The organism is Allobosea sp. 67-29 (assembly GCF_001898115.1).
GTDB lineage: Bacteria > Pseudomonadota > Alphaproteobacteria > Rhizobiales > Beijerinckiaceae > Allobosea.
In genome coordinates this window covers 71,945-85,114 of the sequence record NZ_MKSQ01000007.1, presented here as the reverse complement: position 1 = coordinate 85,114, position 13,170 = coordinate 71,945, and the positions used below count along the sequence as shown (strand labels likewise).

General features: G+C 66.4%; 12 protein-coding genes. 5 read left to right on the top strand and 7 right to left on the bottom strand.

Annotation, left to right across the window (positions count from 1 at the left end; all coding sequences use genetic code 11):
- Window positions 1-80: 80 nt before the first annotated feature.
- On the bottom strand, window positions 81-845 hold the full coding sequence (gene tpiA, locus BGO20_RS04115; protein ID WP_291662464.1) for a triose-phosphate isomerase: 765 nt from the start codon (window positions 843-845) through the stop codon (window positions 81-83).
- A 190-nt stretch (window positions 846-1,035) separates the two neighbouring features.
- Between tpiA and BGO20_RS04110 the strand changes: the two genes are divergently transcribed.
- Complete coding sequence (locus BGO20_RS04110) at window positions 1,036-2,949, top strand: peptidylprolyl isomerase (protein WP_291662465.1); 1,914 nt, start codon at window positions 1,036-1,038, stop codon at window positions 2,947-2,949.
- A gap of 2 nt (window positions 2,950-2,951) precedes the next feature.
- Complete coding sequence (gene trpE / locus BGO20_RS04105) at window positions 2,952-4,466, top strand: anthranilate synthase component I (RefSeq protein WP_291662609.1); 1,515 nt, start codon at window positions 2,952-2,954, stop codon at window positions 4,464-4,466.
- A 61-nt stretch (window positions 4,467-4,527) separates the two neighbouring features.
- Here the strand turns inward: trpE and BGO20_RS04100 are convergent, their stop codons facing one another.
- Window positions 4,528-5,103, bottom strand: a complete 576-nt coding sequence (locus BGO20_RS04100) for a TIGR00645 family protein (protein WP_291662466.1) — start codon at window positions 5,101-5,103, stop codon at window positions 4,528-4,530.
- Between the two features lie 247 nt (window positions 5,104-5,350).
- On the opposite strand from BGO20_RS04100, the gene BGO20_RS04095 reads away from it, so the two are divergent.
- Entirely contained in the window at window positions 5,351-5,812 is a 462-nt protein-coding gene (locus BGO20_RS04095) for a BA14K family protein (RefSeq protein WP_299856717.1), read from the top strand.
- Window positions 5,813-5,948: 136 nt separating this feature from the next.
- Window positions 5,949-6,728, top strand: coding sequence for an exodeoxyribonuclease III (gene xth, locus BGO20_RS04090; RefSeq protein ID WP_291662470.1), 780 nt, complete (start codon window positions 5,949-5,951; stop codon window positions 6,726-6,728).
- Window positions 6,729-6,762: 34 nt separating this feature from the next.
- Here the strand turns inward: xth and BGO20_RS04085 are convergent, their stop codons facing one another.
- The 5 genes from BGO20_RS04085 to dps form a co-directional block, all read right to left on the bottom strand.
- A complete protein-coding gene (locus tag BGO20_RS04085; protein WP_291662471.1) occupies window positions 6,763-7,695 on the bottom strand; it encodes a tetratricopeptide repeat protein in 933 nt (310 codons plus the stop codon).
- A 16-nt stretch (window positions 7,696-7,711) separates the two neighbouring features.
- Window positions 7,712-8,014 carry a hypothetical protein gene (locus BGO20_RS04080; protein WP_299856712.1) on the bottom strand — a complete coding sequence of 101 codons (303 nt, stop codon included), beginning with the start codon at window positions 8,012-8,014 and terminating at the stop codon, window positions 7,712-7,714.
- A 293-nt stretch (window positions 8,015-8,307) separates the two neighbouring features.
- Window positions 8,308-8,889, bottom strand: coding sequence for a YqaA family protein (locus BGO20_RS04075; RefSeq protein WP_291662473.1), 582 nt, complete (start codon window positions 8,887-8,889; stop codon window positions 8,308-8,310).
- A 153-nt stretch (window positions 8,890-9,042) separates the two neighbouring features.
- A complete protein-coding gene (locus tag BGO20_RS04070) occupies window positions 9,043-11,862 on the bottom strand; it encodes a valine--tRNA ligase (RefSeq protein WP_291662476.1) in 2,820 nt (939 codons plus the stop codon).
- Between the two features lie 133 nt (window positions 11,863-11,995).
- Complete coding sequence (dps, locus tag BGO20_RS04065) at window positions 11,996-12,511, bottom strand: DNA starvation/stationary phase protection protein Dps (RefSeq protein ID WP_291662478.1); 516 nt, start codon at window positions 12,509-12,511, stop codon at window positions 11,996-11,998.
- Window positions 12,512-12,683: 172 nt separating this feature from the next.
- On the opposite strand from dps, the gene BGO20_RS04060 reads away from it, so the two are divergent.
- The gene (locus BGO20_RS04060) at window positions 12,684-13,166 is read left to right on the top strand and encodes a pyridoxamine 5'-phosphate oxidase family protein (protein WP_291662480.1); all 483 of its coding nucleotides are present in this window, start codon (window positions 12,684-12,686) and stop codon (window positions 13,164-13,166) included.
- Window positions 13,167-13,170: the final 4 nt, after the last annotated feature.

Below are 13,170 nucleotides of genomic sequence, written 5' to 3'. Positions count from 1 at the left end.
GTCGAGGCGAATTCGGCGGCGCACATAGCACGGGGTTTCCGGCGGCGCCACCCCTCGATGACAGTCGAATTGTCCCGAGCTCAGCCGGCGCAGGCCCGGGCGATCGCCAGGAACTCCTCGGGCTTCAGGCTTGCGCCGCCGACCAGCGCGCCATCGACGTTGGCGACGTTCATCAGCTCGGCGGCATTCGAGGGCTTCACCGAGCCGCCATAGAGCAGGCGCACGCCGGAGGCCGCAGCCTTGCCGATGATCCGGCCGAGATCCCCGCGGATCGCCTCATGCATCTCGGCGACATCGGCCGCTGTCGGCGTCAGGCCGGTGCCGATGGCCCAGACCGGCTCATACGCGACGATGAGGCTCGCGGCGTCGAGCCCTTCCGGTACCGAGCCCTTGAGCTGCCTGCGCACGACGGCAAGCGCCTTGCCGGCTTCGCGCTCCTCGCGCGTCTCGCCGACGCAGACGATCGGGACCAGCAGCGCCTTGCGCGCAGCTTCGGCCTTGGCGCGAACCGTCACATTGCTCTCGCCGTGAAGCGTCCTGCGCTCGGAATGGCCGACGATGCAGAAGGCCGCGCCGGCATCCGCCAGCATGGCGGCAGAGACCTCGCCGGTGAAGGCGCCGGCCGGCTGCACGCTGCAATCCTGCCCGCCGGTCGCGATGCGCGAGCCGATCAGCGCGGCGGTGGCGGTGAAAAGCAGCGTCGAGGGCGGGCAGATCGCGAGGTCAACTGCAGCCTTGAGCGCAGCGTCGTAGCCGCGGGCCACCTCGGTTGCGATGCCGAGCTCGGCCTTGAGGCCGTTCATCTTCCAGTTGCCGGCCACCAGCGGCCTGATGCTGCGCGTCACGTCTGACTTCCTCCGGATTTGATCGGGCCGGCTCTATCAACGCCCGGCTGGCGCCGCAATCTCATGTGAACCGGCAAGGGAATTCATGGCGGCGATTGCGGCTTTCGCCGCCGGTTCCTATAAGCAGCGCCGACAAAATCGCGCGCGGCCCGGTTCGCGCCACGAACAGGTTCAGGGAAAGACAGTTTCCATGATGATGCAGGGCATCCGCAAGGCGAGTCAGGGTTTTCTCGGCAAGCTCGTCGTCAGCGTCATGTTCGGCGTCCTGATCCTCGCCTTCGCGATCTGGGGCGTCGGCGACATCTTCCGCGGCTATGGCCGCAACGAGGTCGCCAAGGTCGGCAAGACCGAGATCGGCGTCGAACAGGTGCGCACCGCCTATCAGAACGAGATTCAGAACCTGATCCGCCAGCAACGCCGGCAGATCTCGCCGGAAATGGCGCGCGCGCTCGGCCTAGACCGGCAGGTGCTCTCCAGGCTGGTGAGCGAGGCGACGCTCGACCAGACGGCGCGGGACATGGGGCTCGCCGTCTCGGACGAGACGATCCGCAACCTGATCTTCGACGATCCGGTGTTCCGCGATGCCGCCGGCCAGTTCTCGGCGGCGCGCTTCAACGAATTGCTGCGCTCGAACGGCTACAGCGAGCAGAGCTATGTCGCGCTCCAGCGCGCGACCGTCCTGCGCCAGCAGGTGGCGGAGATGATTTCCGGCGGCTTCACGATCCCCGTAGCCCTGCAGGAGATCGGCAATCGCCTCCGCAACGAGAAGCGCGCGATCACCTTCGCCCGCATGCCGGCGAGCGCCGCCGGCGAGATCGCCGCGCCGACGGACGAGCAGCTCAAGACGTTCTACAACGACCGCAAGATCGCCTTCCGCGCCCCGGAGTTCCGGAGTGCGGCCGTGCTCGCGATCACCGCCGATGCCGTCGCCGACCCGTCCAAGGTCACCGACGACGAGGCCAAGGCACGCTACGAAGCGCTGAAGGCACAGCGCTTCACCACCGCCGAGACGCGCACGGTCGAGCAGATTTCCTTCCCCAATGCCGAGGAGGCCGAGGCCGCCAAGGCGAAGATCGACGGCGGCGAAAGCTTCGACGAGCTCGCGACCCAACGGAACGTCGCCTTCAAGGACCTGGTCCTGGGCACGTTCACACGCGACCAGATCTTCGATCCGGCCGTGCGGGATGCGGCGTTCGCCCTCGAACAGGGTGGGGTCAGCGCGCCGGTCCAGAGCGCCTTCGGCACCGTGCTGCTGCGCGTCACCAAGATCGATCCCCAGCATGTGCGACCCTATGAGGAGGTCGCAGCGGAGGTGAAGCAGGAGATCGCCAAGGGCCACGCCACGAGCCGGATCACCGAGCTGCACGACAAGATCGAGGACGAACGCGCCTCTGCCAAGCCGCTCGCCGAGATCGCCAAGCAGTTCAACCTGCAGCTTCGCAACGCAGGGCCGGTCAGCCAGGCCAATACCAAGCCGGACGGCTCGCGGGAGGCTGCTTTGCCGGGCGGCGACGCGACGCTGCGCGCGATCTTCGCCTCCGATATCGGTGTCGACAACGAAGCGATCCGGCTGCCGCAGAACGCAGGCTACGTCTGGTTCGACGTCACCAAGATCGATCCCTCGCGCGACCGCAGCTTCGACGAGGTCAAGGGCGAGGTCGAAACCCAGTGGCGCGCCGAGGAAACGGCGACGAAGCTTTCGGCCAAGGCCCGCGAGCTGGTCCAGAAACTCGACAAGGGCGAGGCTTTCCAGGCGGTCGCCTCCGCTGCAGGCCTGACGGTCGAAACCGCGACCGGCCTCACGCGGCAGGAGCAGCGGGCCGAGCTGCCGGCAAATGTCGTGACGCAGGTGTTCGGCACGGTCGCGGGGAAGGCCAATTCGGCGGCCGCCGCCGATGGTAGCCGCATCCTGTTCAAGGTCGATTCCGCGACCGTGCCTCCTTACGTCCGGACCGCGCAGGAGGCGGAGAATTTCGTTCGGCTGCTGACGTCCAATCTGAGCGAGGGGCTGCTGATGCAATACGTCGTCGAGCGGCAGGCCAAGCTCGGGGTGAGCATCAACGAAGCAGCCTTCCGCAACGCCACGGGCGGAGCGCAGAATTGACGATGCAACCCCGCGACGAGTTCGAGCGTTTCGCGCAGGTCTACGAGACGGGAGCCCCGCAGCTCCTGCGCCAGGTGCTGGTCGGCGATTGCGAAACGCCGGTCGCTGCCTTCCTCAAGCTCCGTCATGCCACCTCCGGGCCGGCCTTCCTGCTGGAATCGGTCGAAGGCGGTGCCGTCCGCGGCCGCTATTCGATGATCGGGCTGGAGCCGGACCTGATCTGGCGCTGCCATCGCGGCCAGGCCTCGTTGTGCAGGCCGGCGCTGGGCGAGGCTTTCCTGGACGATCCCCGGCCTGCGTTCGAGAGCCTGCGCGCGCTGCTGGCCGAGAGCGCCATTCCCGAGGCCGAGGGGCTGCCCCCGATGGCGGCCGGTGTCTTCGGCTATCTCGGCTACGACATGGTGCGACTGATGGAGCGCCTGCCCGAGCCGAAGGAGACCGGAACCGGCGTGCCGGACGCGATCCTGACCCGACCGACGCTGATGGTCGTCTTCGACGCGGTGCGTGACGAGATCCATATCGTCACGCCGGTCCGTCAGCAGCCCGGCATCGCGGCACGCCACGCCTATGAGCGCGCGCAGGAGCGGCTGGACGGGATCGTCCGGGCGCTCGAAGGCGCCCTCCCCGCCGAGGCGGAGATCGACATCGCCAACCTGCCTGAACCGGTCACCACCTCGAATACGAGCGAGGCCGAGTATCTCGAGATGGTTGCCAGGGCGAAGGAGTACATCCAGGCCGGCGACATCTTCCAGGTGGTGCTCTCGCAGCGCTTCGAGGCGCCCTTCGCGCTGCCGCCCTTCGCGCTCTACCGGGCGTTGCGGCGGGTCAATCCGGCGCCCTTCCTCTGCTATCTGGATTTCGCCGATTTCCAGATCGTCTGCTCCAGCCCGGAAATCCTGGTCCGGCGCCGGGACGACACGGTCACGATCCGTCCGATCGCCGGCACGCGCCGGCGCGGCGCGACCCCTGCCGAGGACGAGGCCCTGGCCAAGGAACTCCTGGCGGATCCGAAGGAGCGGGCCGAACACCTGATGCTGCTCGATCTCGGGCGCAACGATGTCGGCCGCGTCGCCGAGATCGGCACGGTCAAGGTCACGGATTCATTCTTCATCGAGCGCTACAGCCAGGTGATGCACATCGTCTCGAACGTGGAAGGCAGGATCGACCCGAAGCACGATTCGCTCGCCGCCCTCATCGCCGGCTTCCCGGCCGGGACGGTTTCGGGTGCGCCCAAGGTCCGGGCCATGGAGATCATCGACGAGCTGGAGCGCGACGCGCGCGGCGCTTATGCCGGCTGCATCGGTTATTTCGGCGCCAATGGCGAGATGGATACCTGCATCGTGCTGCGCACGGCCGTGGTCAAGGACGGGCGGATGCATGTCCAGGCCGGAGCCGGCATCGTCTACGATTCGAACCCGGCCTCCGAGCAGGAGGAGTGCATCAACAAGGCCAAGGCGCTGTTCCGCGCGGCCGAGGAAGCGATCCGCTTCGCCGCCCGCAGCGGGCGCGGGCAATAGCCGGGGCGGTCACGCTCGCCGGCCCAGCCCACGCCCTGCATTGCCGCGAAGCCAACGGGGTTCAGTGACCCTTGGCGCTCGTCAGCGTCATCCGGTCGACCCAGGCAATGCCGATCGCGGAGAAGATAAACACGACGTGGATCAGCGTCTGAAGCAGGACACCGACCTCGGTATAGTTCGCGGTCCTGCCCTCGATCCCGATATTGCCGGCCTCGATGAAGGTCCTCAGCAGATGGATCGACGAGATGCCGATGATCGCCATGGCGAGCTTGATCTTGAGAATGCTGGCATTGACGTGGCTCAGCCATTCCGGCTGGTCGGGATGGCCTTCGAGACGCAGCCGCGAGACGAAGGTTTCGTATCCGCCGACGATCACCATGATCAGCAGGTTCGAGATCATCACCACGTCGATGAGGCCGAGCACGACCAGCATGATCTGCTGCTCGCTGAACGACGAGGCGTGGCTGATCAGATGCCAGAGCTCCTTCAGAAACAGGAATACATAGACGCACTGCGCCACGATCAGCCCGAGATAGAGCGGCAATTGCAGCCAGCGCGAGCTGAAGATGATGAGCGGCAGGGGCTTCATCGGGTCGTAGGCCACGGTGTCATGGGAACGGCCGCCAGGATGCGCCATGATGGTTTCTTCGTCCTTCGAATGCAGGATGCGGATAAGGTGCAGTGCAGCGCTAGATGGCGACAGAATCGCCGATGCGCAACCCGTTTGCCGATGGCTGGCGACGGCCCGGCGACAATCACGCGACGACTAAATTACGCCGATATTGCGAGCTAGTCTTCCATCAGGGCCGACGGATCGGTAAGTTCAGGTCCAATCGGGGACGAGGCGCAGGTCCGCACCCGGTGGAGAGCAAGGGAGTTTCGTCATGATCAAGTCTCTCGTCGTGGCGGCAGCGCTGGCCGGCGGAGCGGTGCTGGCAGCGCCTGCATCGGCGGCGCCGCTCAACGCCGCAGGCGCAGTCCAGGCGATGTCGCATGCCGGCAGCGATATGACGCAGACGGTGCAATGGCGCCGCTATGGCTACGGCCCGCGCTATTACGGCTACCGCCGCGGCCCGGCGGTCGGAGCCGGCATCGCCGCCGGCATCATCGGCGGTGCCCTGGCCGCCGTTGCCTTGGCAGCCCCCCCGCCCCCGCCGGTCTATTATGAGCCGGCGCCGGTCTATGTCGCGCCGCCGGTGGTCTATGCTCCGCCCGTGCCGCGCGCCTATGGCTACAGCCTCGCGGACACCGATGCCGTGGCCTATTGCTCGCGCCGGTTCCGCAGCTACAACCCCGAGACCGGGACTTATATCGCGGCCGGTGGCGTGGTTCGCGCCTGCCCCTGACAGCGCCCGACCATCCCATCGGGAATCATCGACTCCCCACAGCGATGTGGGGAGTTTTTCGTTTGCGGCAGGAAGCGGCTTGCCACGGCTGCAGCGATCCAGCTTATCCTGCCGCCGCCTGATATCGGAGCCTCTCGTGCGCATCGCCACCTGGAACGTCAACTCGGTCCGCCAGCGGCTCGGCCACCTGCTCGACTTCCTGAGAGAGGCCGAGCCGGACGCGCTCTGCCTGCAGGAGATCAAGTGCCTCGATACCGATTTCCCCCGTGCCGAGATCGAGGCTGCGGGGTGGCAGGTCGAGACGCATGGCCAGAAGACCTTCAACGGCGTCGCGATCCTCAGCCGCAGCAAGCTCGAGGACGTGCGCCGCGGGCTGCCGGGAGACGAGGCTGACGCCCAGGCGCGCTATCTGGAGGGTGTCTTGCCGCTCGGGCCGGGAATCGTCCGGCTGGCGTCGATCTACCTGCCCAACGGCAATCCGCCCAACACAGAAAAATACCCGTACAAGCTCGGCTGGATGGCGCGGCTCACTGCCCATGCGGATATGCTGCTGAAGCAGGAGGAGCCGCTCGTGCTGGCGGGCGACTACAACGTCATCCCCGAGCCGCGCGACGCGCGCGATCCCGGTGCTTGGGTCAGCGACGCCTTGTTCCTGCCCCAGACGCGCGCGGCCTTCCGGGCGCTCCTCGATCTCGGGCTCACCGATGCGCTGCGCAGCACGACCGATGCGGGCGGGCTCTATACCTTCTGGGATTACCAGGCCGGCGCCTGGCAACGGAACAACGGCATCCGCATCGATCACCTGCTGCTGTCGCCGCAAGCTGCCGACCGCCTTGCCGGCGTGCAGATCGCCAAACATGTCCGCGGCTGGGACAAGCCGTCCGACCACGTTCCGGTGATGATCGAGCTAACCTAGGGCTGCGCCAGGGACGCCGAAGGCGCCAGAGCCGTCAGCGCTGGGAATCGGCGCGGCCGGGCGAGGAGGCCGTTGCAAGCTGCTGGCGCTCGACCAGCGCCATCGCGGCGGAGCGGTCGGCCGCGGAAGCCGCCGCGAAGGCCGCATCGTGCCGCTCGATGATCCAGGCTTCCCGAACCGGGTCAGCGGCCTCCCGCGCCATGGCGAGCCACATCAAGCCCAGGATCGGATGGCGCGGCACGCCTTCCCCGCCGCGCAGCAGCATCTCGCCGAAAGCGGCCCGCGCCGGAGCATGGCCCTTCTCTGCCGCCAGTTTCATCCAGCGCGCCGCCTGCCTGGGATCGCGGGCCGTGCCCTGCCCCTTCATGTAAAGCCGCGCGAGGTTGTACTGCCCGTCCGGGTCCCCGAAATAGGACGCCGCATAATGGAACATGTCAAAGGCCCGGTCGGGATTGGGCTTCACGTAGCTGCCCTTGATCCCGTCGACGAAATAGCTTCCGAGCGCGACAAAGGCACTGCCGACCATCCGGCCCGCAGCCGTGCCGGGCATGGCGTCGGCATTTTCGTCCGCGATCTTCGAAAAATATTCGAACGCCTTGAGATCATTGGCAGGAACGCCATCACCACCGGCATACATCCGGCCGAGCTTGTACTGCGCGGTCAGGTGCCCCTGCGACGCGGCGTATTCAAGCGCCCGGACGGCGCCGACCTGATCGCCGGCCGAGGAATCGCGCATCCAGGCCCGTAGTGCATCGCGGGCGCTGCTGAACGGCGCGAAGGGCAGCGCGCTGTGCGCGGTGGGCGTCTTCGGCGAGGGCGCGATGACCGCATCGTCGGAACCAGCGGCCGGCGCGGCGTCCGGCTCCGGCAGGGCGATCCCGGGAATCGGCCGCGGCGGCAGCGGCGGCTGCCCATTGGCAAAGTCCTGCGCCCCGGCGGCCTGCGGCGCGCCAAGCAACAGCAGCATGCATGCTATGGTGAGTTCAGAAATGCGCATGGCAATCGGTTTCGCCCGCCCTTCCTGGGTGAGTCAGGGCACCGCCTTCGGCAGGGCCGACGATCGCCGCTCCTTTCCGCGACGTTCCGGACCTGCGGTCGGCCCGCTCCGGCGTTCGGGAGCCATAACGCTCTTCAAGTTCGGCATCAGAAAGGCGGACTGAGAGCATTCCTGTGATGGTTTTGCTCCGCGGTGCCGTGCAGTCACGCAGCGAGAAAAAAAGGCCGGCCGAGCCCGCGCTCGTCGAACGATCTGCCGCCCCCCACTCGCTGAACACACGCGCCTTCATCGCCACTCGTCCTGTCCCCCCAGACCGGCATGGGCGGAAACTGCCATGCGGGCCGGGCTCGCTCAATCTCGACGCTGGAACGCCGTTCAGGCTGCCGGGCAACGCCCGCAACGCGAACAGGTGTTTCAATTTGTCTATATCTCAAAGGCTTAATGCGCTCTTTTGCTGGGCGTTGTTTGTGGCGGCTTCGCGGCGAGCGCCTGCATGCGCCCATGGATCTGAGCGTTCCATTCCGCACTGTTGCAGCGATGTCACGAAAACGGGGGTACTGCCTCGCTTGGGCGAAGCGCGGCTCAGAGCACCAGCGGCAGCACGAAGAATCCGCCGACCACGACCAGCAGCAGAGCCAGAGCCGCCACAGGCAAATGCTTCTCGATGAAGATACGGATGTCGTCGCCATAGAAGCGCAGAGCAATGGCGATCATCAGAAAGAAGCTTGCTCGCGAGACGACCATGCCAACCGTGAACTTCCACAGGTCGAAATGCAGGAAGCCCGACATGATGGTCACGATCTTGAACGGAATCGGCGTCAAGCCCTTGGTGACCAGCACCCAGAACCAGTAATCCTGCGAGGTCGCGATCAGGCTCGCAGCCTTCTCCTGCAGTCCGTAGATGCCGATCAGCCAAGCGCCGAGCGAGTCGTAGAGCAGGAAACCGATGCCATAGCCGACATAGCCGCCCAGCACCGCGCCGAGCGAGCAGACGCCGGCATAGAACAGCGCGCGGTCGGGCCGGGCGATGCACATCGGCAGCAGCAGCGGGATCGGCGGCAGCGGGCTGATCGAACTTTCGACGAAGGTCAGGGCGAAGAGCAGCCAGGGTGCAGCCGGATGCGAGGCGTAGGAAACACACCAGTCATAAGCTCGCTTGAGCATGGGTTCTTGCTCTGCCGATCCTGTCTGCCGCCGCCTTGCGCATGCCGGAACTGCGCCGCGCGCATCTAAGCCATCTCCGGGGGAGAACGCGAGTCTTCTCTCCCGGCAGCGTCAATTTGACGACATGGCGATGGCGGCAATGCGATGGCCGGCTCAGGCCAGCCGCGCAAGCGCCTCGGCGATCTTTGCCTTGCGCGCTTCCGCAGCCGCCTTGCGCTCCCGGTTCTCCTCGACGATCTCTTCCGGCGCGCGGGCCATGAAATCGGGGTTGCCGAGCTTCTTCTCGACGACCGCGATGTCCTGGTCGAGCTTGGCGAGCTCCTTGGCCAGGCGGGCACGCTCGGCGTCGAGGTCGATCAGCCCGGCGAGCGGCAGTGCCGCCACCTCGCCACGCACGATGATCTGCGCCGATTGCGCAGGCGCCGCGGTCTCGAAGGCGATCTCCGAGACGCGGGCCAGGCGCTCGATCATCGGCCGCCAGCTCTCGATCGTCGCCCGGGTCGCCGCCGAGGCGTTGACGAGGACGAGGGGCGCCTGCGTGCCGGCGGGAACGTTCACTTCCGAGCGGACCGAGCGGATGTCCGAGATCAGATCGACGACGAAACCGATCTCGGCCTCGGCCGCCGCATCCTTGAGCGCCGAGAGATCCGGCCATCGCGTGAGGCACACCAGAGCGGCATCGCCGGGCCCGGACTTGCGCGGCGCTCCGACGCCCGCCTTCTGCGCCCAGAGCTCCTCGGTGAGGAACGGCATGAACGGGTGCAGCAACTGGGCGATCAGGTCGATGACATAAGCCACCGTCGCCTGCGTCTCCACCCGTTCGGCGGCGTCGACGCCCTCGCCCTGCAGGATCGGCTTGGCGAGCTCGAGATACCAGTCGCAGAACTGGTTCCAGACGAAGCGATAGGCCGCGCCCGCCGCCTCGTTGAACTTGAAGCTCGGGATTCCGGCCGCGATCTCCTCGGCAGCCTGCGCGGCCTCGCTCAGGATCCAGCGGTTGAGCGGCTGCTTGACGCCAGCCGGATCGAAGCCTTCCGCCCGCGCGCAACCGTTGAGTTCGGCAAAGCGCGCGGCGTTCCAGATCTTGGTCGCGAAGTTGCGATAGCCCTCGACGCGCGACGTGGCGAGCTTGATGTCGCGTCCCTGGGCTGCCATCGCCGCCAGCGTGAAACGCAGCGCATCGGCGCCGTACTGGTCGACCAGCGTCAGCGGGTCGATGACGTTGCCCTTCGACTTCGACATCTTCGCGCCCTTCTCGTCGCGAACGATGGCGTGGATGTAGACGTCGCGGAACGGCACCTCGTCCATGAAATTGAGGCCCATCATCATCATCCGGGCAACCCAGAAGAAGATGATGTCGAAGGCGGTGACCAGCGTCGCCGTCGGGTAGTAGCGCTTCAGTTCCGGTGTCTCGTCGGGCCAGCCCAGGGTCGAGAACGGCCAGAGCGCCGAGGAGAACCAGGTGTCGAGCACGTCCTCGTCGCGCCGAAGCTCGACCGGTCCGCCGTAATGGCCGACCGCCAGCGCCTGCGCCCCGGCCTCGGACTCGGCGACGAAGACCTCGCCGTCCGGCCCGTACCAGGCCGGGATCTGGTGGCCCCACCAGAGCTGGCGCGAGACACACCAGGGCTCGATGTTCTCCAGCCAGTCGTAATAGACCTTGGTCCAGTTCTCAGGCGTGAATTTGGTGCGGCCGTCCTGCACCGCCTTGAGCGCGCGTTGCGCCAGCGGCTTGACGTCGACATACCACTGGTCGGTGAGCCAGGGCTCGATCACGACGTCGGAACGGTCGCCATGCGGGACGGTGTGGGTGTTCGGCTCGACTTTGGCGAGGAGCCCGCGCTCCGCCATCAGAGCGACGACGCGGCGGCGCGCGGCGAAGCGGTCGAGCCCGTCGAGCGCCATCGTCTCGGCTTCCGGCTTCGCCCCGGCGAGGAAATCCTCGTTGCCGGCGAGCGTGATCCGCGCCTCGCCGTCGAGAATGTTGACGATGTCCAGCTGATGACGCTTGCCGACCTCGAAATCGTTGAAGTCATGCGCCGGGGTGATCTTGACCGCGCCGGTGCCCTTTTCGGGATCGGCATAATCGTCGCCGAAGATCGGGATGATGCGGCCGACCAGGGGCAGCACGGCCTTGCGGCCGATCAGATGGCCGATCTTCTCGTTGTCGGGATGGACCGCGACGCCAGTGTCGCCCAGCATCGTCTCGGGGCGCGTCGTCGCGACCGTGATGAAGGTCGAGGCGTCGTCCGGATCGTAGGCCGCGCCTTCGAGCGGATAGTTGAAATAATAGAGATGGCCGTTCGGATCGCGGTTCAGCGCCTTGTCGAGCTTGGCCGCGTCGAAGGCCTCTTCGCCGCCGCGTTGCCATTTGAACGTGCCGGTCTTCTCGACCTGCAGCACCTCCAGGTCCGAGATCGCGGTCTGGAACTTGGGGTCCCAGTTCACCAGCCGCTTGGCGCGGTAGATCAGGCCCTGCTTGTGCAGGCCGACGAAGACCTTGAGAACAGCGGCGGAGAGCCCTTCATCCATGGTGAAGCGCTCGCGCGACCAGTCGCAGGAGGCGCCGAGGCGCCGGAGCTGGTTGACGATCGTGCCGCCCGACTCCTCCTTCCACTTCCAAACCTCGGCGAGGAAGGCCTCGCGGCCCATGGAGCGGCGATCGGTCTTGTTCTCGGCAGCGAGCTTGCGCTCGACGACCATCTGGGTCGCGATGCCGGCATGGTCGGTGCCGGGCTGCCACAGCACATCCTTCCCGCGCATGCGCTCGAAGCGGCAGAGCACGTCCTGCAGCGTATTATTGAGCGCATGGCCCATATGCAGCGAGCCGGTGACGTTCGGCGGCGGGATCACGATGCAATAGGGCTCGGCGCCAGGCGCCGCCCCCCTACCCGCCTTGAAGGCCTGCGCCTCATCCCAGGCCTTGCTGATCCGGGCCTCGACGGCTGCCGGCTCGAATGTCTTGTCCATCATCACATCGCTCGAACGCAGAAAGGCCGGGGACCTGCCCCGGCCATGAGAAAAGGCCAAAAGCGCTTGAGCGTTCTAAGAGCGCATGCGCGGCCCGCCCGTCAACGTTTTCAATGACGGAGCGCGGCTGTGCGGCTCAGGCGAGGTTCGACTGGAGGAACCAGAGCGACTTGTCGAGCATGCGCGAATAGGCCGTGAGAATGTCGGCGGAATCGGCGTCGCCGGCTTCGTCGCAAGCGTCGATCGCCTCGCGCACCTTGTTTCCGGCGTCCGCATAACGCTCGACCAGCGCCGCCAGATGGTCCTGAACCGAGATGATGTCGGTCGGGTAGGCCTTGAGCGAGGACGCGCTGGCGGTGCTCTGCGTCGTGCCGAGTGCGATCCCTCCCAGCTGGGCGACACGCTCGGCAACCGTATCGACATGGATATCGAGGTCGTCCCGGAAACCGTCCAGCATCAGGTGGATGCCGATGAAGCCGGGTCCCTTCAGATTCCAGTGCGCCTGCTTGGTCAGCAAGGCGAGATCGATGCCGTCGGCGAGGCGCTCGTTCAGGAGGCCCACGACCTTCGTCTTGGTGTTGGAAGCAAGGTCGACCTTGCTCGACTTCACGATCTTCGCCGAAGTGGATGTCTTCGCTGCAGCCTTGGCCATGTGCAAATCCCCCGGAAGCTGGATGATGGTGGTGAGCGACGCCGAATGCGGCGCGACAGCTCCTCTTACGCATCAGCGAAAAGGTTGTTCCCGCAGGCGCCGTTGTTCACGAACGGGAACCTCGCCCGGCGCAAGCGGTTGCAACGGCATCACGGCAACCGGGAGACAGAGCATGTCGCGCCACGATCAGGACCGCGTTTGGGAACTCATCGACTCGATCAGGTTTGCGATGTTGGTGACGCATGACGGCGACGGCGAGGAGTTGCGCGCCCGGCCGATGCACGCGCACGGGCGACGCGAGGAGGATACCGTCTACTTCCTGACCGACCGCCGCCACCACAAGGACGACGAGATTCAGATCAACGACAACATCTGCCTGGCCTTCGCCGATCCGGACGGCCATCGCTATCTTTCCGTCAGCGGCGTGGCGAGCGTGCTGGACGATCGGGCGCTGGTTCGCGAGCTGTGGGAGAGTGCCTACAAGGCGTTCTGGGACAGCGCCGACGATCCGGACATCCGCGTCCTGCGCGTGCGCCCCGTCGCGGCCGAGTTATGGGACAGCCCCGGAAAACTCGTGACCAGCGTGAAGATGGCCGCGGCGGCACTGACGGGTGCACGGCCGCAACTCGGCGACCATCGCAAGGTCAGGCTCTGAGGGC